Source organism: uncultured Phocaeicola sp. (assembly GCF_948499155.1).
GTDB classification, from domain to species: Bacteria; Bacteroidota; Bacteroidia; order Bacteroidales; family Bacteroidaceae; genus Phocaeicola; species Phocaeicola faecalis.
The window spans coordinates 1-23,583 of the sequence record NZ_CAOOSE010000034.1; the positions used below are offsets into that span (position 1 = coordinate 1).

The 23,583-nt window shown below is 39.7% G+C and carries 19 protein-coding genes; 12 read left to right on the forward strand and 7 right to left on the reverse strand.

Annotated elements, in window-relative coordinates; genetic code table 11:
- Positions 1–48 precede the first annotated feature (48 nt).
- The 3 genes from QYT14_RS16950 (at position 49) to QYT14_RS16960 (ending at position 4,771) form a co-directional block, all read left to right on the forward strand.
- Positions 49–1,098: an alcohol dehydrogenase gene (locus QYT14_RS16950; protein ID WP_288326124.1), complete on the forward strand. Its 1,050-nt coding sequence runs from the start codon at positions 49–51 to the stop codon at positions 1,096–1,098.
- Between the two features lie 31 nt (positions 1,099–1,129).
- The gene (locus tag QYT14_RS16955; protein ID WP_237038633.1) at positions 1,130–1,945 is read left to right on the forward strand and encodes an RNA methyltransferase; all 816 of its coding nucleotides are present in this window, start codon (positions 1,130–1,132) and stop codon (positions 1,943–1,945) included.
- Between the two features lie 108 nt (positions 1,946–2,053).
- Complete coding sequence (locus tag QYT14_RS16960) at positions 2,054–4,771, forward strand: ATP-dependent RecD-like DNA helicase (RefSeq protein ID WP_288326128.1); 2,718 nt, start codon at positions 2,054–2,056, stop codon at positions 4,769–4,771.
- Positions 4,772–4,859: 88 nt separating this feature from the next.
- Here QYT14_RS16960 and QYT14_RS16965 read toward each other — a convergent pair whose 3' ends face one another.
- From QYT14_RS16965 to QYT14_RS16985, 5 genes are all read right to left on the reverse strand, one after another.
- Entirely contained in the window at positions 4,860–5,138 is a 279-nt protein-coding gene (locus tag QYT14_RS16965; RefSeq protein ID WP_288326130.1) for a twin-arginine translocase TatA/TatE family subunit, read from the reverse strand.
- A gap of 69 nt (positions 5,139–5,207) precedes the next feature.
- The gene (locus QYT14_RS16970; RefSeq protein ID WP_288326132.1) at positions 5,208–5,774 is read right to left on the reverse strand and encodes a flavodoxin; all 567 of its coding nucleotides are present in this window, start codon (positions 5,772–5,774) and stop codon (positions 5,208–5,210) included.
- A gap of 250 nt (positions 5,775–6,024) precedes the next feature.
- On the reverse strand, positions 6,025–6,588 hold the full coding sequence (locus tag QYT14_RS16975) for a sugar O-acetyltransferase (RefSeq protein WP_288326134.1): 564 nt from the start codon (positions 6,586–6,588) through the stop codon (positions 6,025–6,027).
- Positions 6,589–6,591: 3 nt separating this feature from the next.
- Positions 6,592–7,413, reverse strand: a complete 822-nt coding sequence (locus QYT14_RS16980; protein ID WP_237038628.1) for a carboxymuconolactone decarboxylase family protein — start codon at positions 7,411–7,413, stop codon at positions 6,592–6,594.
- 24 nt (positions 7,414–7,437) lie between these two features.
- Complete coding sequence (locus QYT14_RS16985) at positions 7,438–7,773, reverse strand: hypothetical protein (protein WP_288326136.1); 336 nt, start codon at positions 7,771–7,773, stop codon at positions 7,438–7,440.
- A gap of 156 nt (positions 7,774–7,929) precedes the next feature.
- Between QYT14_RS16985 and QYT14_RS16990 the strand changes: the two genes are divergently transcribed.
- The 6 genes from QYT14_RS16990 (at position 7,930) to QYT14_RS17015 (ending at position 15,966) form a co-directional block, all read left to right on the forward strand.
- Positions 7,930–8,826 (forward strand): AraC family transcriptional regulator, encoded by an 897-nt coding sequence (locus QYT14_RS16990; RefSeq protein WP_237038626.1) that lies wholly within the window; start codon positions 7,930–7,932, stop codon positions 8,824–8,826.
- Between the two features lie 665 nt (positions 8,827–9,491).
- Positions 9,492–9,671: a hypothetical protein gene (locus QYT14_RS16995; protein ID WP_288326137.1), complete on the forward strand. Its 180-nt coding sequence runs from the start codon at positions 9,492–9,494 to the stop codon at positions 9,669–9,671.
- 5 nt (positions 9,672–9,676) lie between these two features.
- Complete coding sequence (locus QYT14_RS17000; RefSeq protein WP_288326138.1) at positions 9,677–10,873, forward strand: hypothetical protein; 1,197 nt, start codon at positions 9,677–9,679, stop codon at positions 10,871–10,873.
- The gene (locus QYT14_RS17005; RefSeq protein ID WP_237038623.1) at positions 10,870–11,421 is read left to right on the forward strand and encodes a hypothetical protein; all 552 of its coding nucleotides are present in this window, start codon (positions 10,870–10,872) and stop codon (positions 11,419–11,421) included. The genes QYT14_RS17000 and QYT14_RS17005 overlap by 4 nt, the downstream gene beginning before the upstream one ends.
- Positions 11,405–15,061, forward strand: coding sequence for an ATP-binding protein (locus QYT14_RS17010; RefSeq protein WP_288326140.1), 3,657 nt, complete (start codon positions 11,405–11,407; stop codon positions 15,059–15,061). Before QYT14_RS17005 ends, QYT14_RS17010 begins: the two co-directional genes overlap by 17 nt.
- Positions 15,058–15,966 (forward strand): hypothetical protein, encoded by a 909-nt coding sequence (locus tag QYT14_RS17015; protein ID WP_288326141.1) that lies wholly within the window; start codon positions 15,058–15,060, stop codon positions 15,964–15,966. The genes QYT14_RS17010 and QYT14_RS17015 overlap by 4 nt, the downstream gene beginning before the upstream one ends.
- Before the next feature lie 488 nt (positions 15,967–16,454).
- On the opposite strand, the gene QYT14_RS17020 is transcribed toward QYT14_RS17015, so the two are convergent.
- Positions 16,455–16,958 carry a DUF6650 family protein gene (locus QYT14_RS17020; protein WP_288326142.1) on the reverse strand — a complete coding sequence of 168 codons (504 nt, stop codon included), beginning with the start codon at positions 16,956–16,958 and terminating at the stop codon, positions 16,455–16,457.
- A gap of 595 nt (positions 16,959–17,553) precedes the next feature.
- Here QYT14_RS17020 and QYT14_RS17025 point away from each other — a divergent pair.
- The 3 genes from QYT14_RS17025 to QYT14_RS17035 all read left to right on the forward strand — a co-directional run bounded on the left by QYT14_RS17025 (position 17,554) and on the right by QYT14_RS17035 (position 20,002).
- Complete coding sequence (locus QYT14_RS17025) at positions 17,554–18,945, forward strand: ATP-binding protein (protein ID WP_258972459.1); 1,392 nt, start codon at positions 17,554–17,556, stop codon at positions 18,943–18,945.
- Between the two features lie 11 nt (positions 18,946–18,956).
- Positions 18,957–19,580 (forward strand): hypothetical protein, encoded by a 624-nt coding sequence (locus QYT14_RS17030; protein ID WP_258972461.1) that lies wholly within the window; start codon positions 18,957–18,959, stop codon positions 19,578–19,580.
- Between the two features lie 146 nt (positions 19,581–19,726).
- Positions 19,727–20,002, forward strand: coding sequence for a hypothetical protein (locus tag QYT14_RS17035; protein ID WP_258972463.1), 276 nt, complete (start codon positions 19,727–19,729; stop codon positions 20,000–20,002).
- A 135-nt stretch (positions 20,003–20,137) separates the two neighbouring features.
- On the opposite strand, the gene QYT14_RS17040 is transcribed toward QYT14_RS17035, so the two are convergent.
- Positions 20,138–23,563, reverse strand: a complete 3,426-nt coding sequence (locus QYT14_RS17040; protein WP_288326144.1) for a hypothetical protein — start codon at positions 23,561–23,563, stop codon at positions 20,138–20,140.
- Between the last annotated feature and the right edge of the window lie 20 nt (positions 23,564–23,583).

Here is a 23,583-nt window from a genome sequence, read left to right on the forward strand (position 1 = left end):
CGGAGGCTTTTTGTATTTATAGTGTATAATCTCTAAAATTGAAATACTATGTTGGCATACACCTATATTAAACAAGGTAAATTTGAACTTATAGAGAAACCGAAACCTGAGTTGAAAGACACTCGTGACGCTATTGTACGTGTTACCCTTAGTAGCATTTGTACCAGTGACTTGCATATAAAGCATGGAAGTGTTCCTCGTGCTGTTCCCGGTATAACAGTAGGACATGAAATGGTGGGTGTTGTGGAACAGACGGGTGCTGATGTCACTTCGGTGAGGCCGGGTGACCGAGTAACCGTTAATGTAGAAACTTTTTGCGGTGAGTGTTTTTTCTGTCGACATGGCTATGTTAACAATTGTACTGATTCGAATGGAGGTTGGGCATTGGGTTGCCGTATTGATGGCGGTCAGACTGAATATGTACGTGTGCCTTATGCTGATAGTGGGCTGAACCGTATACCCGAAACGGTAACTGATGAACAAGCCTTGTTGGTGGGAGATGTTCTTGCTACAGGTTTTTGGGCTGCTCGTATTTCAGAGATAACCGAGAAGGATACAGTTCTTATCATTGGTGCGGGCCCTACGGGAATTTGTACATTGCTTTGTGTGATGTTGAAGAAACCGCAGCGTATCATTGTTTGTGAGAAGGCAGAGGAAAGGATTCGTTTTGTTCGTGAGCATTATCCGCAGGTAGAGGTTGTCACTCCCGGTGAATGTAAGGATTTTGTGCTCCGAAACAGTTCTTATGGTGGTGCTGATGTAGTGTTGGAGGTCGCTGGGGGAGAAGAGACTTTTCGGCTGGCATGGGAGTGTGCTCGTCCTAATGCCATTGTTACTATTGTGGCACTTTATGATCGTCCTCAAATTTTACCTTTGCCGGATATGTATGGCAAGAACCTGATTTTTAAGACCGGAGGTGTAGATGGTTGTGATTGTGCTACGATTCTGCATTTAATAGAAGAGGGAAAGATAGACACCACTCCGCTCATTACGCATCGTTTTCCGTTAGACCGGATAGAAGAGGCTTATCGTCTTTTTGAGAATAAGGAAGATGGAGTGATAAAAGTAGCCGTAACGGAGAGTATGAACCGACAATAAAAAGATAGTGAATTAAAAAATATAGAAATATATGCCTGTTATCGAAATATCTTCATTGGAGCATCCCGGCGTAGAGGTTTTTTGTACGCTTACGGAAGCTCAGTTGCGTAGGCGAACGGAATCCGGTAAGGGTTTGTTTATAGCCGAAAGCCCCAATGTTATCAGTAGAGCTTTGGATGCCGGATATGAACCTATTGCTTTTTTGTGCGAGCGCAAACATATCATAGGTGATGCAGCCGATATTATTGGGCGTTGTGGTGATGTGCCTGTTTATACAGGTAATCGGGAACTATTGGCGACACTGACGGGATATGTCCTTACACGTGGTGTGTTATGCGCCATGCGTCGTCCTGTACTCCGGAGTGTGGAGGAGGTCTGTCGGAATGCCCGACGCATTGTTGTTATTGACGGCGTAGTGGACAGTACCAATATCGGAGCTATTTTTCGTTCGGCAGCGGCACTTGGGATTGATGCCGTATTGTTGACGCGCAGTTCCTGTGATCCACTGAACCGTCGTGCAGTAAGAGTATCTATGGGGTCTGTTTTCTTGATACCTTGGACGTGGATGGACGGTACGATTCGTGATTTGGGGCGGTTGGGATTTAAGACTGCTGCTATGGCACTGACGGATAATTCCATTTCCATAGATGACCCTTCTCTGGCGACTGAGCCTCGACTGGCTATCGTGATGGGTACTGAGGGGGAAGGGCTTCCTCTAGCAACAATTGCAGAAACTGACTATGTAGTTCGCATTCCTATGGCACACGGAGTGGATTCGCTTAATGTAGCAGCAGCTGCTGCCGTAGCTTTCTGGCAACTTCGGGCTCCCGAAATAACTGAAAACTAATCATTGGTGAATTATCAGATATTCATGTAGTTAGATTGGGATATATGAAAATTATTACTATATTGCAATTCTGATACCATATTGAAAACATATAAAAATGAGTAGATTATGTTTGATGTAAATAAAGCCATATATGCATGCGATGATGTAATCTGTAAAAATATTGAATCTTTTACAACTGACCAAAGAGGTCTATTATCACAGAATATATTGTCTCAATTACGTAATTTTGTAGAGAATATCTTTGTGAAAGTTTACCTTTCCTTGGGTGGTACACCTCAAGGAAAGGACTATGATACCATTCGGGCTGCTTGTAGTTATGTAAAAGCATTGCAGGGAGAATATCGTTTTTTAAGTCAGTTTCATAAGCTGTTGCAAATTTCGGTTTCTCATTACACGTTAGATCCTGACAGCTCAGAAAGACTGATGTTGAAGTATTATGAATATCTGTTGCGAATCCGAACTTTTATGAAAAAGAAATTCGGAATGAAGCTTTTGGCAAATTTGAGTCGGTTTCCTTTGAATACAGATAAAACATTTACTTTATATTATAAAGCCATAGCACAAGCTATAGAGCACAGGGGAAGCTTATCCACCAATGTTCATCATGGTAGATTTTATATAGAAAAGATACGCACGATTATCGTAAATGATAAAATTTATTATGAGGTGACATTTATTCCTGCTCATGATAAATCAAGTAAATTTGATAGAATAATTGCCTTTACCCATTTGGAGTTGTCGGATTATTATGCTGTAGAGCTTCATTGGATTGAAACTTCTATCAAAGTGTTAACAAGAAATATGCCTATTATCATCATTGTTGATTGGCAGGTGTCTATTAGGTATTGTGAGATAAGGAATTTTTCAAAGATACTTGGTTATGATATCAATTGTCAGGAAATAAAAGAATATGTTAATCTCATGAACTATCTGACGGTAACACGTATGAATATAGTGGAGTTGTTGGATTTGTCTGATACATACTATGAACATTTTGAAGGTGTTTTACAAAAAGAAGCCAGAAGTTTGTTGATAAGTGAGCTTTTAAGGCGATGCAGAAATATTATTCAAGAACAGTCTCAAGGCGTTAATGTAATTAGATATTTGCTTTACAGGCTGAATAATAAGGTCATAAAGAATCAGTTGTATAAATTCCCTTGTTCATTATTGTCTAATCTGTATTTAAAGGTACAATGTGTTCCATTTAGCAACATCCCATTTAACTTTTCTTTGGTAAATCATAATCCGCCCATTGTAGATTTATTGGATTGTATAGATTCTTCAGAACGAACTCATGAATTATTTGCAAGGCTGATTAAAAATAATACGGAGCAGAGAGGGATTCTCTATACTTCGAAGACGGATATCGTCAGTTTTAAAAATCCGAAAGGACTGGCGGAAAAGTACAATAATGTGCTATACCATGGGCATCAGTATGCAAGAATAGAGATATTTAAGAATCATTTTTATATCAAAGAATATGACGATAATGTTTGTGAAATAATCTCCGAATTGAAAAAACACACTGCATCTGGAATTAAGAATTATATCCATTCGGTAGATCTTTGGATGAAAAATTCAGGGCTGCTTATTGATTGTGATGAGAAAAAAAATGCTTTGAGGAATTTATTTAAGAATTCGAAAGTGGCTTTTATATATGGATCGGCGGGTACAGGCAAATCGACGATGATTAACTATATATCTTCTTTATTTAAAGATAAGCAGAAAATATTCTTGGCCAATACCAATCCGGCTGTTGAGAACCTGCGTCGGAAGGTCACTGCCGAACACGCAGATTTCCTGACTATTACAAGATTTCTTTCAAAAGATGCTCCAAATGATTGCGATATTTTATGTCTGGATGAATGTAGTACAATTAGCAATCGGGATATGGTTCATGTATTGCAACGGGCCCAGTTTAAATTATTGGTGTTGGTAGGAGATATATATCAGATTGAATCTATTTTATTCGGAAACTGGTTTAATATTGCATATAAGATGATGCCTAAGGATTCTGTGGTCGAGTTAACACATCCACACCGCACTACTGTTCAAGGATTGATAGAAGTATGGAATAAGGTGCGCGAGATTACTGAAGACAGACTGGAGTTTATAACAAGAAATGGTCTCTCATCTACATTAGACGAATCTATATTTTCGAGAACAGAAGAAGATGAAATTGTACTTTGCCTGAATTATGATGGCATTTATGGCATAAACAATATTAATAAATTTCTACAGAGCAATAATACTAATCCTTCCATCAGCTGGGGAGTACAGACTTATAAAGTAGGAGACCCGGTATTGTTTAATGAATCAAATAGGTTTGCTCCTTTAGTTTACAATAATTTAAAGGGTAAGATTTTACAGATTGAAGAGGAAGAAGATTGCATTTATTTTACAATAGAGGTCTATACTGTTCTGAATGAACTGGATGTAATTGGCTTTGATTTGGAATTGAAAGAATCCGTAGCAGATGAGACATCGGTCATTCGATTTAAAGTCGGTCGGAGCGGAGATGGAAATGATGATAATGATAATGTGGAGAATGTGGTACCTTTTCAGGTGGCGTATGCTATTTCTATTCATAAAGCGCAAGGTTTGGAATATGAGTCTGTGAAGGTGGTGATTACAAGTGAAATAGAAGAGATGGTCAGCCATAATATTTTCTATACGGCTATAACCCGGGCAAAGAGTAAATTGAAGGTTTATTGGAGTCCGGAAACAGAAAAACGCATATTGGAGAATATGAAGGTACAGTTTAATGATAAGGATTATCAACTGTTTAAGGCAAAACACAAAGAAACTCTGATGAAATCTTAATTCATGTCAGGTGGCAAGACAGAATACGGAGATGCGGAACGTGGAGGAGGATGTGACTAAAAAGCTTGTATGTTTGTTTGGGTAGCCATCACTTATTCTTCCCTACGTTTCTGGTCTCGTCTGTCTCTTGTTTTATAGTGTGGAGATGTGTCGAAACTCCCCTTTTATTGAAATCACTCTCGCTACAACTATCTGTGGCGAGGGTGATTTTTAGGTTATGAGAGTTTCGACACACCCCCATGCCTTTGCCGGTTCCTCTCATTAGTTCGGGAATCTTTTCGCCACCGAAAAACAGTAGCACAATCAATGCGGCCAGCAGTACTTCCTGCATGCCGATACCACCGATAAAAAGCATAGTCAGGTTCATGATTATGGGATATTTTCCATGTTCGCCATCATGCTGTTCAGGTGGTTAACTCTAAGCTCTTTCCTGCGGCTATTTGATAACTTGCTTAGCCCAATCTTCGGCTTGTTTGATATTTCCATTACACAATCTGCCCTCTTCCCATTTGATTTTTGGATAAAGCTTTTTGAGTATGATTACACTGTTGGCTATCGAACTGCTACCGGAAGTGGCGAAAGGAATGACGGTCTTTCCAGCAAAGTCGTATTTCTCAAGGAATGTATTGACCGGACGTGGACATACATTCCACCATATCGGATAACCGAGGAATACCACATCATAGTCTTTCAGGTCAAGCGCTTCTCCGCTCAATGCGGGGCGTGAATTTTGGTCGGCCATTTCTACAGAACTGCGGCTTGCTTTATTATTCCAATTAAGGTCTGCAGAAGTGTAGGCTGTAGCCGGGGTAATCCGGTAAAGTTTACCGTTGACTCTTTGGGTAATGGCATTGGCTACTTTTTCCGTTGTTCCGGTACAAGAGAAATAGGCCACGAGGATTTTCTTATCGGATTGTGTACCGGTATCCATTGTCTGTTTTTGTGCTTTTGATGAGCAACTGAAGGTAAGCAAACTCATAATAATCAAGATAATCTGTTTCATTTTACTTTGGTTTTGAATATTTCTTATTTTTGTCATGATAGACAACTCCATACACTACTTGATAGAATGGGGAGGGGAAGTGCGACATATTCTTGAAGTTTCACATAGAAACGGCTTCTGCCACGTTCCTCTTACTTGATTTTATCATGTTCGTGTACAGCATCTGATGATTCATTTCTCACTGGTCAATCGGACTTGTGCGACTCGAATGAAGGTCGCTCATCTCCGAATTCTACATCTGATATCACTTTCATATTATAGATTTAATAAATTTGGCAGGGACACCTCCTACAACTGTATTTGCCTCCACATCTTTTGCAACAACCGCACCGGCACCGATGACAGCATTGTCACCGATTGTTACTCCTTGTAGAATCGTTGCATTGGAACCTATCCATACATTTTTGCCAAGCACGATAGGTGCCGGATAAGTTGTTTTACGCTCTTCCGGAGCCAAGCCATGATTGAGTGTTGCAAAAACCACATTATGTCCGACTTGGCATCCGTCGCCAATGGTCACGCCGCCATGATCCTGAAAATGGCAGCAAGCATTGATGAACACTCCTTCGCCTACAGCGATATTTTTGCCGAAATCAGTATAGAATGGTGGGAATACCCGGAGTGACGTCGGCACTTGATACCCGAACAACTCAGAGAGTAATTCACGCACTTCCTCCGGTGTATGGTATGCCGTATTCAGCCGGAAAGTGATGCGTCTGGCTTCGTTGCTCATATCGTCCATAAAATGGTGTATCTTTTCTGTATCGAGCGCCTTGCGCATTTTTACATATTCCTTGAATTCATTTGTTGTCATATCTTATTCTTTTTCAAGCTTATCATACTCTTTGTCCGTTACCGGTTCAAGCCATTCATTAGAAGTTTTTTCTCCGGGAACCTCGAAAGCTAAATGAGCAAACCAACTGTCGGCAGCCGCTCCGTGCCAGTGTTTTACATTGGCAGGGATGTGAATGACTGTACCGGGCAGGATTGCTACTGCCGGTTTGCCTTCTTCCTGATACCAACCGCGTCCGGCCACACCGATGAGCATTTGTCCGCCGCCTTTTGTGGCTTTGTGGATATGCCAGTTATTACGGCAACGAGGCTCGAAGGTAACGTTGGAAATGTTCACTTGCTCATGTGAAATGGGAGCGAGGTAGCTGTTTCCGATAAAATACTTGGCGTATGCCACATTCGGTTCGCCGATAGGGAAAATCATCTCACGCTGGAAAGCTGCTTTGGCGTCCTCACCGGCTGTATTTTCCGCCCATACACTTTTGGCCAGATTAAACGCGGCCCATGCTTTGGGCCAGCCTGCATAGAAACCGATATGGGTGATGATTTCGGCTATCTCGGTGCGGGTAATACCGTTCTTCTTTGCCGACTGGAGATGGAACACGAGTGAATTATCTGTGATGCCCTGACTGATAAGAGAGGTAATCGTTACTAAACTGCGGTCACGCAGACCAAGTTTATCAGTGCGGCTCCATACCTCGCCGAAGAGGACGTCATCGTTAAGTTCCGCAAATTTGGGGGCAAACTCACCCAATTGGGTACGCCCTGCTGTCTGTACTATCTTTTCCTGTGCCATAACATTGAGTGTTAAAATGCTGAATACTGAAATTAAAAGAATCTTGTTCATAGTCGTTTTTATTGTATGAAATTATTAAGCTGTACTGAACGCTCTCTTCTTAACGTCTTTGTCGTATGTCCTACGAATCAGAGTAATCATTTTCCGTTTGTCATATTTCCTGCTGTAATAGCTGACCATCGGCAGGCAATCCCATCCGATAACCGATACCTTCATCCCTCCGAGCTTACGATACTCCATCGTGCTATCAATGTCCGGTGTGTTTCCGTCCGACAATTTTCCCATTACAAGGGATGAAAGGGCATCGGCAAATACCTGGGAAATGCCGGTCGTAGCTCCGATAGCGAGGAGTGTAAAACTCGCTGCGGTTTTCAGAAAGTTTCTGCAATCCATCATCTTCTGTCTTTTCATTGTTCATTTTCTGATTGCAAATTTACCGTGATTGAATAAGCCGGTTTGTATACGATTTACGGATATTCATACCCAAATCCTCGATTCTGCAATAAAGTCGTATGTAATTCAAATCAAATGAATTACTTTTGCTCAAAAGAAATAAAGGAAAGGCTTATGGAAGAAGTTATAAAACTTGATGAGGTAGATAAGTACAACAAACTTTTCGGACTCGAAACGCGGCATCCCTTGGTGAGTGTCGTTGATTTGTCGAAGGCGACGCAGTGGCCGGAACATTTCAAGATTAATTATGGTGTGTATGCTCTTTATTTGAAGGACACCTACTGTGGAAACATCATGTACGGACGTCAGAGTTACGACTATCAGGAAGGTACGATAGTCAGTTTCGCTCCCGGTCAGGTAGCGGAGGTCGAGATGCAAAAAAATGCTCGTCCAAACGCCCACGGTATTCTGTTTCATCCTGACCTGATAAGGGGTACGGCACTTGGTCAGGAGATTAAGAACTATTCGTTTTTTTCTTATGAAACCCGTGAGGCTTTACATCTTTCGGAAGAGGAGCGTAGCACTGTCATGGATTGCTTTCACAAAATCGAGGTGGAGTTGGAACACAGCATAGACAGGCACAGCCGTCGGTTGATTTGTGCAAATATCGGCCTGTTGCTCGATTACTGCATGCGTTTCTACGAGCGTCAGTTCACGACACGTGAAGAGGTGAATAAAGATGTTATCGTTCGTTTCGAGCGTTTGCTGGATGAGTATTTCGACAGCGATGCCCCCTTACAGGAAGGTCTGCCGACCGTCAAATATTTTGCTGATAAAGTATTTCTGTCTCCGAATTATTTCGGGGATATGATAAAAAGACAGACAGGACAGACCGCTTCGGAATATATCCAGAACAAACTGATTGGGCGGGCTAAAGAGACCTTGCTTGGCACAAACAAGACAACGAGTGAGATTGCTTACGAACTGGGGTTTCAATATCCGCAACATTTAAGCCGGATGTTTAAACGGGTAACGGGATATACCCCTAATGAGTTTCGTTCTTTGAATTAGCTTTTCATATCACAAGGATAATGGAAGAGTTAGTTGAAAAACTTCAAGACCTTTTTTGAAAAGTCTTGGGTCAGTTATTATTCTTGGGGATTGAACATATCAAGCAAATACCTGTCACCGGATGTTGTCTCCTCCGTTTTTTTAACTCTTCATACGTTTTGAACTCCTTAAGTCGTTTCATTAGCCGACCTAAGCGTTTTCGTCCTTTCGATTATGCCTGTCTGTCAGTCGAGTTACTACAGTCTCCGGCAATGGACCGTACAGTCCGTTACGGTAGACCGTACAGTCCACCGTAACGGTCTGTACAGTCTGCCGTAGTAGACTGTAATAATTTTCCGTTTAAAAGGCCTTGGCTGACCCTATGAAACGGCTTACCCTTCCCTTGGTTGGGTGATGTGCTATTTAAATCCCCAAGAAGACAATGTGCCCCAAACTCTTCCAGGTTTTTGGTGCGTGGGGTTTCGTCAAATTTTAAATTTTCGTCGTTACTATTTTGCCGAGTTCATTTCTGGAAGAATTTTTGGCATGAAAACACGAATCAATGACAAATATCAACAGAATTTAGGCTTAAACATGGCTGATGGTAGGTGCTGGCATTTTAAGATGACATCCGGTATGCGTGTAATTGAAATTTATTATTACCTTTGTAGCAAAGCAGATTAGAGATGATGGTAAAAATTAGCTTCAAGGGCATGTTTTCATTCAGAGATGAAGCTGTATTAAGTTGCGAGGCCGACGGAAGTAAGAATATGGAATCATATTACGTGGCCAAACCGGTCGGGAAATATCAGGAACGTGACCCTTATAGTGAGATTCATAAAACAATTAAAAAAGTTAGCGGATAGTTTTTATGCCAACATATCATTCCATAAAAGAACTGACAAGAGGACTTCAGCAGGGAGCAAAACTGCTCAACGATATGTTCTTCAAGCGGAAGACCGTATCGGTACAATATAACGATGCCGTCGAAACCCTGGATGGAGACGAAAACAAGCTGAAGCACCTTATAAGTTACGGAGTCATTACGCAGGCCGGAGACACACTTGAATTGGGTGAAACTTACAGAATATTTTTTGAAGAGGTGCTGGCAGTAAACGAAGATATAAACATTGCCTCCGTTCAGACTTACATTTCAAAACTGAAGCTGAGTATGGATTCTTTTTTAGCTGCAGACACTCCGGCAAGAAGAGCACAATATCTGAGGGAAATACGTCATATATTCAAAAGTATTGAAAACGCTACCAGAAGAAATGTCGTTGACCTGAAAAGAAATGTTGAGCAAACTTACAAACAGGAACCGAATTTCAAAATAAAAGAGCTGAGACTACGAGACTTTGATGAAAAAAACAGGATAATAGCAGAACTTGTAAGACAGACTGAAAAAGTAATGGATGAACAAACAATATTCTTTGCCAACGCAGCAATGGATATTGGCCTGAAACAGACTATCAGCGAAGTAAAAGAAGGATTGCACGATTCAGCCCATGCACTGATAGCCATTTCAGCGCAGATTATCGACTATCTGAACAAGATAGAATATCAGAGCAGACTCGTTAAGAAAATCAGACAATTGAAATACATGAGAGATCAGCTGATGATAGAAGAAAGCACAGATGTCAAGAATATGCTTGCCCATACTAATGATTTGTGGATGGAAAAGCAGCCTAAATACATAACCAGAGTATCGCTTGACTTTCTGAGGAATGATGATTCTGCCCTTGATATACTAAGGAATATAAGAGGCCGGCTGTCAAAGAAGAGCACCATTAGAGCAAGACTTGCCGACAGAATTGATGATAAATATCTTTCAGAAAACCACGAGACAAGTCGGATGTTCAACCACGCTGAAATAATGAATGGTTTCTTTGCACAGAGTGCTGATCTCTTTAATTATGTGTGGAATTATGAATTCTCTATACAGGCAGATGAAGAAACGCGACTTGTGCTATTCCTTCAATTGGCATCACAGTATGATGCACAATTAAAGTACTCGTCTGAGATAAAAAAAATAAATAATATTGAATACCCCCTAATCTACTCAAGATGAAATATACCAGTGAAGTTTTTCAAAGATTGTCTAAAGGGCAATTTATTTCGGGCAATAGCATTGACCCTGAAATCAGGGCTATTTACAACGACCTTGAAGAATGTCAGCAAGAATATGAAGACTATTTCCGTCTGATTGATTTCAATCTTTCGGCAGGAGACGGATTCTATTATTTCAGCAGAAAAGAAGCGAAAGTAAATATTGAGAACAAACTGCAGTCTCTTTTTTCTTGGATTGACTACTTGGACTTTCTGAAAACATACGATACAACATTTGATGCAGGAACCCAATTTTCATTGGCACAAATGGAAATAAGGGTTTCGTCCGACCTTGAACTGAAAGAAAAACTTTCAAGGTTATTTCAGGATAAACAGTCCAATAGGGACAAACTGGAGGCACTGGTGAATAATATGGTAAATATGGGATTTGCCGAACAGACAAACGAATCGGAAGGAAGGTACCAGATTACTTCGGCATTCCATTATATAGAACAGATAATATCTTGTATAAACATTGACGAGGAGGTGAAAGATGAGATACCTGAATAAGATAATATTCATAAACAGTGCACACATTCCTTATGCAGAAGTCAAGCTTGACGGAAACGTTCATTTTATCGGTACTCAGGGTGTGGGAAAATCCACTCTGCTCCGTGCCGTTTTGTTCTTTTACAATGTGGACAAAAGTAAGTTGGGAATACGTACTCAGGACAAGCAGAAAAGCTATGACGAATTTTATTTCCCATATCCCAATTCTTACCTCATTTATGAAATTTGCAGGGAAAACGGGAAGTTCTTTGTGGTGACTTTTGCGTCCAACGGAAGGGTTGCTTTCCGCATTGTGGACTGTCCATACGAGAAGCGTTTTTTTGTTGAGGAAGACAATAATGTCAGGTATGAATGGGGCAGGATAAGTGAGCAAATTGGGACAAAGGTATTCAGAAGCAACATTATTAGAGGGTACGAGGAATTCAGGGACATCATATACGGTAATACACAGAATGCAGCCAAAGAGTTGCGTCGCTTTAATCTGATGGAAAGTTCCAGATATCAGAATGTTCCGCGTACCATTCAAAACATTTTCTTGAATCAGAGTCTGGAGTCACGCGTCATAAAAGATACAATCATCGACTCAATGGATTTTGCCGGTGATAGCATAGATTTGAATTTTTACAGGGAACACGTCAAGTACTTCCGTCAGCAATACGAAGACATCTGGAAGTGGTTTAAGAAGGAGAGAAACGGTAAGGTGAAGGTAAGGACAGATGCGGAAAGTGTAATAGAAAAGTACTCTTTGTATGAGGTGGTGCGGAAAAGAATTAAAGAACTTTGTGCCAAACTGAACTATGCTTTGGAGCGTGATACGGAAAGACTTCCTCATATAGAAGAGAACATTGCGATTAAATCTCAGGAACTTGCCCGCCAAAAAAGACTTTTGGGCGAAGAAAATGAGAAGTTCAACAAAGAGCGGGATGACCTTAAAGGTAAAGAAGCAATTGTAAATGAATTCCTAAGGCAGGGAAGGGCGAAGATGCAGCATTATACAGAGATTGGCATTAGTTCAATTATTGATAAAATCTCGAAAGAAAAAGAACTGCATATTCGTAAAAACTCTTTGGTTCGTCAGGAAAATATTCTTACTGATAAAAATCAAAGTGTAAAGATGCGCTATGATACATTGATACTAGGGCTTGACAACAGTCTTAAAGAGTTCTGTCTGCAGGCCGGGCAGTACATCAATGATATTGAAAGCCAAATGACCCGGAATATCGCAGGTCTTCAGACCGAACTCACAGGCAGGCTGACAGAGCTGAATTCAACTTATCAGCAAAAGACTGATGGCATTCAGGCAGACATAGAGGCTGTCCAACAGGAAAAAACAGAGCTAAGACTTCAAGAGCAGTATGTCCGGCAATTCAATCCGTTTGAAAAAGAAATGCAAGAACTGACAGCGCAGATTGAAGAGTTGGAGAAAAAGAGGTTTTTACTTACCGAACAACAGGTAAAGAAACAACAGGAAATAGTCCGGATTACAAGCAAAACAGAATCAGAACGTAAAGAACTTGAAAATAACTGTGAAAAAGAAATTCTGGAGATAAGGCATGCCAAAGAGGGGATAAAAAGAGAAATAGATAAACTGAAAGAACTTCTTGACAGACAAAAAGGCTCATTCATTGAATGGCTGGACAATAACGTGGTTGATTGGAAAGATACTTTAGGAAAGGTTGTAGATGACGAGATACTTTACAGTACGTCTCTTGACCCACAGAAGACTATAAACTCTGAGACTCTGTATGGGGTACGAATTGAGTTGCAAAATATATCCAAAACGGCGAAAACACCGGAAGAGATTCGTTCTCAAATCGATACTTTTGAGCAAAAACTCAAACAGCTTGACAACAAAATCGCAGGAAGACAGGAGAGGCTTGATAATGATATCAGAGAACTGGAACGCATCCCCGCTTCAAAACTAAAGGCCCTCCGCTTTGAAAACATCAGTCTTGAAGCAGAACTCAGACAGATGCCGGATCGAATTGAACGGCATAGGAAGGGAATCGCAGACTATCAGTCTAAACTGAAAGAATGGAGAATGCGGGAGATTGGTTCTGTCATAGAAAAACTTGGAAAAATAGAGGAACAGTTAGGCCGATTAAAAACATTAAAACAGGAGGCGGCTTCTAAAAAGCAGAAAGAGACGGAAGATTTGCGCAAATCATTTGAGCGAAAGAAGAAGGAAGTTGAGGCCGTTGCAAAGGAGAAGAAAGATGAAATATCAGTTTCTGTGCAACGTCAGGAAACTGACACTGCAACTCGCAAACATGAGCTTGAAGCACAGATGGATGCCGAACTGAAAGGTCTCGGCGTTGATGTTGACAAGTTGTCTGAAATTAGAAGAGAATTGCAGACTATCGATGATGACTTGTATTTTATAGAAAATCACAGACCTGATTTCTACTCTTGGCAAAACGACAAGAAAGAGTATTTTGATGTGGAGTCATCAAAGAAAGAGGAGAAGAGGCTGTTGCTTAATAAGTTGCAAGACCTGCAGAATAAATTTGAACTTAGGAGAGAAAAGAAGGAGAAAGAGATACGGCTTTTCTCTGAGGAACTCCAGTCGTATAGTTCTGAAGCTGAAAAGCTGAAAGAGGCAATTGAAAAGGTCAGGGTATTTCTAAGTACCGAAAGCCGTCCTGTCGATATTGACGATGCCGGAACAAAAGAGACGCAGGCACAGCTTTCTGATATTCTGGACAGTCTCCGGGACAGCATAGCTGCACAGCAGCAAAGGATGGAGGATTTTAAAAAGGCTGTGACTATATTCAAAAGCAATTTCTCTCCTCAAAATACTTTCCACTTTCGGACTGAGTTCAATGCAGAGTCGGATTATACCGAATTTGCATCAGAACTGAACGAATTCATTTCGAATGGAAAGATTGAAGAATATCGCACACGTACCAGTAGCCAGTATGCAAGCATTATCAAGCGTATTGCCAGAGAGGTCGGTGATTTGAATCAGCACAATGCTGAAATCAAATCGACAATCAATGAAATAAACCGCGATTTCCGGGAAAATAATTTTGCCGGTGTAATCAAGGAAATCGAACTTCGTGCCGTAGAGAGCAGTGACAGGCTGATGCAACAGCTTCTTAATATCAAGAAATTCGACGAAGAACATGGATTTGATATCGGAAACCTGAATCTCTTTTCGACGGAAGAGTCATTGAACAGAACAAACGAAGAGGCGGTAAAATTATTGATGAGCCTCATTGACATGATGGACATTGAGAAGAAGCGTGAGAAAATTACGCTCTCGGATACATTCAAACTTGAGTTTAAAGTCAAGGAAAATGACAACGATACTAACTGGGTGGAGAAGCTTTCTAATGTAGGCTCCGACGGTACAGACATTTTGGTAAAATCGATGGTAAACATCATGCTAATCAATGTCTTCAAGCGGAAAATCTCCAAACGGTTTGGTGATTTCAAGTTACATTGCATGATGGACGAAATAGGAAAGCTTCATCCCGATAATGTGGAAGGTATATTGAAGTTTGCCAATGTGCGTAATATATTCCTTATAAACAGCTCTCCGACAACATACAACGCCCAAGTGTATAAGTACACTTATTCATTGAGCAAGGATGAAAAGAGCAATACGGTAGTGAAAACATTGTTAACTATAAGATGAAAACGACTTCTGCACTTATTGAGAGGCTGATAAGGCTTGCAAATGGAGATTCTATGCCAGCCAGTGTCCTGAAAGGGGAATGGTTTGAGTGCATGATTTCTGACGGAATACTGGTTGCTATTACTAAGGGCAGCAGGAAGAGTTATCGTGCCCGTGACGAGCAATCGCTAAGAAATTATCTGGCAACGCATTATGACATCAGGGATCTGGAGGCATACCTTTCCCTACTGAAAAAAGAGAATGCGAGCAGGGCAGAGCAAGTGAAGATTACAGGGAATTCAAAGGTAAGACAGCAACGTACTTTCCGCGGATTTCTTGTCAACTGCTATGACTCCATATCTGTCACTCTTGCCGGAGAGCACATTGAATTGTTACCGGAAGACGGAACATTCACCTTCATATATGATTTCAATGATTTTTTAATACCCGAAGATGTTGTTATTATAGGTGTGGAAAATCCGGAGAATTTCAGATATATCAGAAAACAAAAATGGCTGTTTGGAACCTGTCTGTCCGCGGGGACGAAAATACTCTTTGTTTCCAGATATCCGCAGGAGCAGAGCCGTGACCTTTTGGAATGGTTACTTTCCATTCCTAACCCCTATATCCATTTTGGTGATTTGGATCTTGCCGGCGTGCATATTTTTTTGAGTGAATATTACCGATATCTTGGGGAAAGAGCATCGTTCCTTATACCGAAAGACTATGAAGCTAGAATCTCATTAGGAAGCCGGGAAAGATATGATAATCAGTATGGTAAGTTTGGACAAATGGAAGTTCCCGATGTAAGGCTACTTTCGCTTGTAGAGTGTATTCACAGGCTTCACAGAGGTTATGACCAGGAAGGTTTTGTTATGGAGAAAGATACAAAGATTTCTGAATATGTTGCTAAAGATTTCGTTTGAAACTCCGGATAAGGATAAATGTTTCAATGAGAATATCTTGTGATCAAAATAAAGTTTGCAATAAGAATTTGAACTTGTTTTTATCTTGGCATTTTCTGGTTTTCAAGGAAATCATGCGGGTGTGTTGAAACGCTCATAAACTAAAAATCACTCTCGCTACAGGTAGTTGTAGCCAGGGTGGGGTGGTAAAAGGGGAGTTTTGACATCTCCATGTTTTATCAGATTATTTGCTGACTGAAATGGAAAAGTCTGATGGATTTCTTCTGGAGCATCATGCCTTATAAACGATGACTATCGCTTATAAGGCTAAAAAGAAAGGCGTTCAAAATGAACGCCTTAATAATCGTTGATGATATATGCTAATCGTTGGTAATCACCACTTACTTGCCGATGCAAGATTTGAAAATTCTATGATTATATTACTGTATAACAAACTGTTACTTTGTAAAACATACTCTTTTGAGCAACAAACCAGCAACAAAATTTTTCTATTTTTCTGTTCCGTTATCTTGTTCTGAATCAGGAATAATAGATGCTAAATCATCTTCAATATCCAATCCGTATGCTGCAGCAATTTGGGCAATCATATTGCCAAATGTTCCCCTCATTTCACCTAATGCAGATGCAAACGTCCAACTTGCCCAGTGATCCCAATGTCGAGCATTATATAGAAAATTTTTATCTCGTTTAGATTCCATCCTGTCGGTAAACTTCCGGGCTGCTATTCGCATTGCTTTAATATACTCAAATAACTTCGAGTCTACATTCATATTTTGCATTTCGGATGTAAGATATTCTCGTATTTGAATAGTAGATTTAACACAATATGTTGGAGATTCCATCTCACTTGGATTGAAAAGAACTCGTTTGTTTTCCAAATAACGGATAATTCTTGTTGCTATTGTAATCTCAGATTCTGTCGGGTTCCAAGATATACCAAATACAGGACAGCTTAGTCCTGTCAGCCTATTTAAAATTGCTTTAAATTTCATTGCTATTTTATTTAGTTTTTGTTGCTCTTGTTGCTCAAATTTTACCGAGCAACAAAATAGCAACAAAAATGAGATTATATGTTATTATTATTTGATGCTAATTAATTGATTTATAGTTGTTTATTTTGTTGGTTGATTTTGGTGTAAAATGTATAAACGATTAATTATCAATACATTATGTATACTACTTCCCGATGCAGCATATTCACATCACTGATTATCAGTGACCATTCATCTTAATCGGTACAACCTCACTTCTGACAAGTTCACAGAAAATGGGGACAAATGCAAACCATTGTCTTTCACCGATTTGCACATACGCCTTGTACCGCCTCTCTCCAGCCCATTTATGGAATGTCCACCATCAGTTTCAAAGCCCTGACCGATAGGACATTCCCGCATGGATGTTACAGAACGCTTGTGAAGACAAAGGTAGTGTTTTTCTTTGGATTTCGGTGATTTGCGGGGAATTTTTTTTGTTGATTCGCTCCGAAAAATGTGCACTTCTTGGTGACATTCGTTCCGAAAAGTGTAACAAACCTTGCATATTCGCTTGAAAAAATGTATTTTTGCGTTGAGTTAATCGTGGAAAACTATGCTTAAAAGAAAGATAGAAACATATTTGGCCGAATGGAAGGAGGCAAAGGACAGGAAGCCTCTTGTGATAAAGGGCATCCGCCAATGCGGAAAGACATACATTGTGCAGAAGTTCGCAAAGGAGAATTATGAGAGTGTGGTCTATATGAACTTCATTCTTGAACCGGACAAGAAGTCGGCCTTTACGGGCAACATAGATGTAGATACTATCATACTCAACCTCTCGGCTTTGATTCCCGGCAGTCGTTTCATCAAAGGAAAGACTTGCATTATCCTTGATGAGATACAGGAATGTAAGGAAGCGAGGACTGCCTTGAAGTCGTTTCATATAGATGGCCGCTTCGATGTTATTGCCACAGGCTCGCTTTTAGGCGTGAAGGGTTACGGCAAAAGCAAGAAGAAAAACGAGGAAGAAGGACAAGATTCTGTCCCCGTGGGATATGAAACGGTCATAGACATGTATCCTTTGGACTTCGAGGAATTTCTTTGGGCAAACGGTATCAATGATGCAGTGATTGACTCCGTCAGAGCTTGCTTCGAGAACGAAACCACTGTCCCCGATGGTATTCACAAGGCGATGATGGAGCTACTGTATAGATACGTCATTGTTGGCGGTCTGCCCGAAGTGGTGAACTGCTTCCTTGAAACGAAGAACATCGAACTTATATATAAGGTACAGCGTAACCTCATTGCCGAATACGAAGAGGATATGGTGAAGTATGCCGATGATTCCGACAAGCCCCATATCCGTGAATGCTTTGAGTCCATCCCAACGCAATTAGCCAAAGAGAACAAGAAATTCCAGTATTCCGTAGTCAAGAAAGGCGGACGGGCCTCGCAATACATGGGTAGCATCCAATGGTTGGAGGATGCCGGGATAGTTCAACGGTGCTACAACACATCCATAACGGAACTGCCTTTGGACGGCAATGCCATCAAAGATTGTTTCAAGGTATATACCATCGACATAGGTATTCTGATGGCCATGCTCAATTATGGTACACAAATAGACATTCTTAAAGGCAACCTTTTAGGCTACAAAGGGGCAATCTTTGAGAATCTCATGGCTGATTTCCTTTGTAAGTCCGGGCAGAGGTTGTACTACTTCCACAAAGAGAGTGGTCTCGAACTGGATTTTTTGGTAAGGTTCAAAGGCGAATGTGTTGTCCTTGAAGTGAAAGCAAAGGCTGGCAAAGCAAAAAGCATGACCACCGTTCTTAAAAACAAGGATGTGTATCACGTGAACAATGCCATCAAGTTGGGTCAATACAATGTTGGACGTGAGGGAAACATACTCACCATCCCGCTTTACATGGGATTCCTTATACAAGAAAAACTTACGGATGCGATTATTCCGGATGTGGATTTGAGTTTACTGACAACAATTTAATTACATAGATTATGGCAAAGCAGATATTGGCAGGGGGCAAAGAGCAGAGTTTGAACGAGGTAGCCCACTACCTTATGATATACATTCCGTTTGATGAGGACATGTGCAGCTATACTGATGCGTGGCTTGGCGAGTTGTATAAAAACAGCTACCCCTTAGTTTCTAAAGGAATGTGGACGGGGGTAATAAATCTGAAGACTCACAAACTTTTGAATTGGAAGCCGGAATACGGAAGCCTATACTTCCAAGCAAAGGTGTGTGATAGCGGAACATACTTCTTGCTTGACAAAGGCAAACAGGTGATATGCAAAATCGCAGGTTATGTGCCTAACGGACTGATACCGGAAGCCGATGATTGCGGGGATTATATCCGACTTAGAATCAATCATGACGGAATGATTGAGAACTGGCCGGAGAAAGCTGACTTTTCCGAATTCACTGATGGCGCTGAGATTGTCAAGAGCATAGATACAGACATTGAAGAAGAACCGATACTTGATATCAAAGTAGAGTTCACCTACAGCCAGTTAATGTCCAAGCTGCTCCGTCTTCCTAAATTCTTGCAAATGGAAATCGGGAAAGCTCTGGTTGCTAATGCATCCGAAGGATTTGAGGACGAAGATGATGAAGAATAGCGTCTCTCAATGACGAACTACTAAATAGCTTAAAATCAAAAGTGGCATATTGATGGATTTCAAACATTAAAAGTATAGTGCAATGGATATATTAAATTTCGCCAAAGTAACATCATTGTTCATCCTAACTTTAATAGAAAGAGACGATGGACAAAAGAAACAAATTTTGGAGACGCCAACAAATGGTGCGTGTGTTTAAAGCTCGTATGATTCTTTATGCCGCTTATGGGCATTGTATCATCCGTAAGGATGGAAGTCATTATGAATATCTCCATTGGTTTGAATTAGCAAAAGAAAAGTGGGCGCAAGTTTATAAGACTACGGGTACTCCGTGTAGTTGTTGGATGTGTAGAGGTATGGAATATAACCGTAAGGAGTATAAGAAAGAGACTCTGCGAATTATAAGGGAATCAATGGAGTAGTTTAATGAGGACTGAATCTATACATGAATGATATAGGTTCAGTCCCTGATTTCATAACTTATTGACGAAGCTGCTCGATTACGAAATAGCTTCTGCTTCAAACACGAAGATTTGCAATAAACCTCAATACTAACCTTATCTACTCAGATAATTCTTAACATCGTCAAAAAACTCAGAGTCAAGTTTGTGGTTATTATTATAGAAAAATCTGACTGAAATATCTGATTTTATCAGTTTTGAATTGACAGAATTCAGATAATGTTTGAGTTTGCCAAGTTCAGAGAATAACCACCAATGCCTGTCGCTCATCCATAGACAAATGAATGGGCAACTATGAGAATCTCCATTTCGTTTGCACATATTTGAACAGCAGGGTTCATCATCTTTCCCTACCTTAAATTCTAGGCATTTATATTCTGTATCGTTCTTTGGAATCTTATTTTTTCTACGTTTGGTAAGTTCTGCTTGAAATCCTCTGCAACACTCTTTATGCACTTCTATATTTGCAAGAATCTCTGCATTTAAGAAAATATCAAGATGTATCAGTTCTTGGATAGGTTGATCTGTAAGTTCCTTTTCATTAATAATTTCGTAATCAACATCCAATTCATATCGCTCAGTTATCAGATGGGAAATCCAATGGTATCGTGAAACCGGACTCATCTGCGAACGATTTTGCTTCAGTAAGAAATAATCTATTCTATCATTTGCCAAGTCAAGCAAGTCTGCCAAACGTATGAGAATCATCATGTACTTCAAGCTGACTAACTCTTCCTTCGCTGAAGATTTCATTTCATATACATCTGTTGTATTCCATCCATGACTATCTGATATTGTAGCTATTGTTTCAGCTTCAAGCTCTGATAGGAAAGACAACATATCTTCTTGCCAATGACGGATAAACATAGCACTTTCATATGCGTGAGGTTCACGCACACGGTTCTCAAAGAAGTCAAAAATATCTTGAAATACCTCAATCAAAGACAATCCCATTTCTTTCCTAATCCGATGAATCTCGTCCATCGCGAATTTATTTGATTTATAGGCATTGTCAATTTTTTTGTTAAATGTCAACATACGATTAAGCCACTTACTGATTAATTGTTCAGACTTGACATTAGAATCGTTAAACGAGGATACACTCGGATGTATAACCATGCTTATATCATGTAGATAACATGCATTAAATAGCAAGAAGAAATCATTAGCCTTCAAATTCAAAAAATCCACATTATTTACGAGCCTAACTACATTTTTTATTAGATTGATAGCGTGTTCGTGATTGTGTAATGTATAAGCATTCAAGAATTTGGAACCATTATGCCAAAGGCTTTTAACAAGTCTATGTGTTTGGATTAATCGGTCAATCTTTTTAGGATCTTGAATCTTTTGACGGTATATACCGAGCCCTTCAAGAATTCCGAGATCTATATCCATCCTCTCGTTCAAATCCTTTGGATCAAGAGATCTCACAAACTCGAAGAAATCGCAAATTTTCAAACGATAATTCCTGAGCATTGATATAATTCTTAACTCATAGTATTTTATTGGCTTAATGTCAGACCTCAAAATTGATAGATTATCTCCAGATTGAATGTTACAAGCGAATGAGAAACAGCAATTCAAAATTTTACGTCTGAAGTTCTCTGAATTTCTGAAAACAAACTCGCACCATGAAGGAAATCCTGTTTTTGAATTAAAACATGGATTTCCGGAATCAGACACTCCTGTGATTGAATTTAAGAATGGGAACAATTTCCACACATCATTGGCACTATAAGATGTATCCTTTATAGCCTCAACAAATCTTTCAGAGTTACGGAAAGGACGTATACTTCGTACAACACGAGAAAGGGATTCATATTCGTCCACAGTAGCAACATCTGCACTGCATAACATCGAACTGATTCTATGGTAATACAAGTATTTTTCAGACCTAAGAGTACTGCAATTATATTTTGACAGAGCGATATCATATTGTTGAATTTTGGCACAGAAATCTTTTTTCTCGCTGAATGGCATATCTCTTAGAATCAACTCAAATTCAGATTTGAATATTTCTTCCTCAAAGACCTCAAATAAGGCATCAATTAGTTCTTTTGAAGTCTTATCTTGAGATGTAACATCGTCAATTTTGAATGTTTCATAGAACTTCGCTTTTAGCTCCTTATCATATTTCCCATTCAAAAGAATTTGCAGTTTCCTTTGTCTAAATAGAAAATATCGTTTGTATCGTCTGAGCCACTTAAGTCGTTCTTCACCATAAGAATTATCTTTAAGTTTGGTTCTTTTCGAACGGAGTTTATTTATCTCAAGATTAACGACATCCTGTAAAACCGTTAGCTTTTTCAAGGCAACGTTATCATCAACTTCATCAATATTCCCCTTTATCCATCCGCCCATTGACACAGGTCGTTGAACTAGAAACAGACCATCCATACCTTTAAAAGAGTCATTTATATCACAAATTGTACTCTTTCCATTAGGATGAAACTGTATGTTATAATTTATATCCATTGCTTGCGACAGTAAATCATGCCCCATAACTGGATATTCCTCCCAATCTTTTTGGGATTCAGTAACCGAATTATTGAGTCTTTGGATTAATTCTCCAAATAAATCCGAATTAATGTTCTTGGCAAATACGACTGAATCATCCACATAGAAATACGAGTCTGAATCCATTAATTTATCAACATGACTCATACAATCAGCGACTTCTATCATGCATAAATTACCAAAAAAGTATGATTGTGGTAGTCCTTGCGCTATTCCTCGGACAGGATAGAAACCGTTAACCGGTTTTACATTGTTCTGTTGCTCCTTATAATATACATCTTTCCATCCCTGGATGTTCTCCTCGGGAATTTTAAAATATAGAAGTTTAGATATAATAGTCTTCAGACACTTTTTATCAGCATTGTCTTTATATTTACTCGAAACAGCATTCCAAATAAAATTCAGAATCTTTAAAGGATTGATAGATGGGAAAAAGTCTTTAAGGTCAAAACTAATTTCTTTATCATATTCGCGTGTCTTGGAATATTCCCGACAGCGAGTCGTTACTATTTGAGAATATTGGCGGTATTTCTCTGTCCAATTCATAAAGATACTACCTATATTACAACTTGGAATATTACCATAGAAATTATGAGGTAGCATACGTGATAATTCCGATAGATTCCGTTTCCCATTGGAATCGTCAAACATTAAAGGCATAAGCATTGATGCCATACAAATCTGATTGACGAGGCTAGCCGTGTGCAATGGGCGATACTCCACAATTGTATTTCCTTCGGAACTCAGTTTCTTGATTTTAAAGAAAACGTTGACTTCTAACAATTCGTTTTCATCATCAAGTAATTGGTTTAGAGTTTTCTTACATTTTTCAATAGTATCTGAAACAATGCCATTAAAGTCATATTTATCTCTTAGCCGAAGAAATGTATCCAGATCTTCGGGGTTGAGCAAATCACGCTCTGAGATATATGACTCCATAGCAAAAATTGCCTTATAAATATTCTCCTCTGATAGTATTTGCTCTCTTAATTCGGTTCTCATAATTCTATGTGTACTAATTT

What these genes read in the sequence shown, in the direction of transcription:
- QYT14_RS16950 (WP_288326124.1), top strand. Translation starts at nt 49, where the DNA reads ATGTTGGCATACACCTATATTAAACAAGGTAAATTTGAACTTATAGAG.
- QYT14_RS16955 (WP_237038633.1), top strand. Translation starts at nt 1,130, where the DNA reads ATGCCTGTTATCGAAATATCTTCATTGGAGCATCCCGGCGTAGAGGTT.
- QYT14_RS16960 (WP_288326128.1), top strand. Translation starts at nt 2,054, where the DNA reads ATGTTTGATGTAAATAAAGCCATATATGCATGCGATGATGTAATCTGT.
- QYT14_RS16965 (WP_288326130.1), bottom strand. Translation starts at nt 5,138, where the DNA reads ATGAACCTGACTATGCTTTTTATCGGTGGTATCGGCATGCAGGAAGTA.
- QYT14_RS16970 (WP_288326132.1), bottom strand. Translation starts at nt 5,774, where the DNA reads ATGAAACAGATTATCTTGATTATTATGAGTTTGCTTACCTTCAGTTGC.
- QYT14_RS16975 (WP_288326134.1), bottom strand. Translation starts at nt 6,588, where the DNA reads ATGACAACAAATGAATTCAAGGAATATGTAAAAATGCGCAAGGCGCTC.
- QYT14_RS16980 (WP_237038628.1), bottom strand. Translation starts at nt 7,413, where the DNA reads ATGAACAAGATTCTTTTAATTTCAGTATTCAGCATTTTAACACTCAAT.
- QYT14_RS16985 (WP_288326136.1), bottom strand. Translation starts at nt 7,773, where the DNA reads ATGAAAAGACAGAAGATGATGGATTGCAGAAACTTTCTGAAAACCGCA.
- QYT14_RS16990 (WP_237038626.1), top strand. Translation starts at nt 7,930, where the DNA reads ATGGAAGAAGTTATAAAACTTGATGAGGTAGATAAGTACAACAAACTT.
- QYT14_RS16995 (WP_288326137.1), top strand. Translation starts at nt 9,492, where the DNA reads ATGATGGTAAAAATTAGCTTCAAGGGCATGTTTTCATTCAGAGATGAA.
- QYT14_RS17000 (WP_288326138.1), top strand. Translation starts at nt 9,677, where the DNA reads ATGCCAACATATCATTCCATAAAAGAACTGACAAGAGGACTTCAGCAG.
- QYT14_RS17005 (WP_237038623.1), top strand. Translation starts at nt 10,870, where the DNA reads ATGAAATATACCAGTGAAGTTTTTCAAAGATTGTCTAAAGGGCAATTT.
- QYT14_RS17010 (WP_288326140.1), top strand. Translation starts at nt 11,405, where the DNA reads ATGAGATACCTGAATAAGATAATATTCATAAACAGTGCACACATTCCT.
- QYT14_RS17015 (WP_288326141.1), top strand. Translation starts at nt 15,058, where the DNA reads ATGAAAACGACTTCTGCACTTATTGAGAGGCTGATAAGGCTTGCAAAT.
- QYT14_RS17020 (WP_288326142.1), bottom strand. Translation starts at nt 16,958, where the DNA reads ATGAAATTTAAAGCAATTTTAAATAGGCTGACAGGACTAAGCTGTCCT.
- QYT14_RS17025 (WP_258972459.1), top strand. Translation starts at nt 17,554, where the DNA reads ATGCTTAAAAGAAAGATAGAAACATATTTGGCCGAATGGAAGGAGGCA.
- QYT14_RS17030 (WP_258972461.1), top strand. Translation starts at nt 18,957, where the DNA reads ATGGCAAAGCAGATATTGGCAGGGGGCAAAGAGCAGAGTTTGAACGAG.
- QYT14_RS17035 (WP_258972463.1), top strand. Translation starts at nt 19,727, where the DNA reads ATGGACAAAAGAAACAAATTTTGGAGACGCCAACAAATGGTGCGTGTG.
- QYT14_RS17040 (WP_288326144.1), bottom strand. Translation starts at nt 23,563, where the DNA reads ATGAGAACCGAATTAAGAGAGCAAATACTATCAGAGGAGAATATTTAT.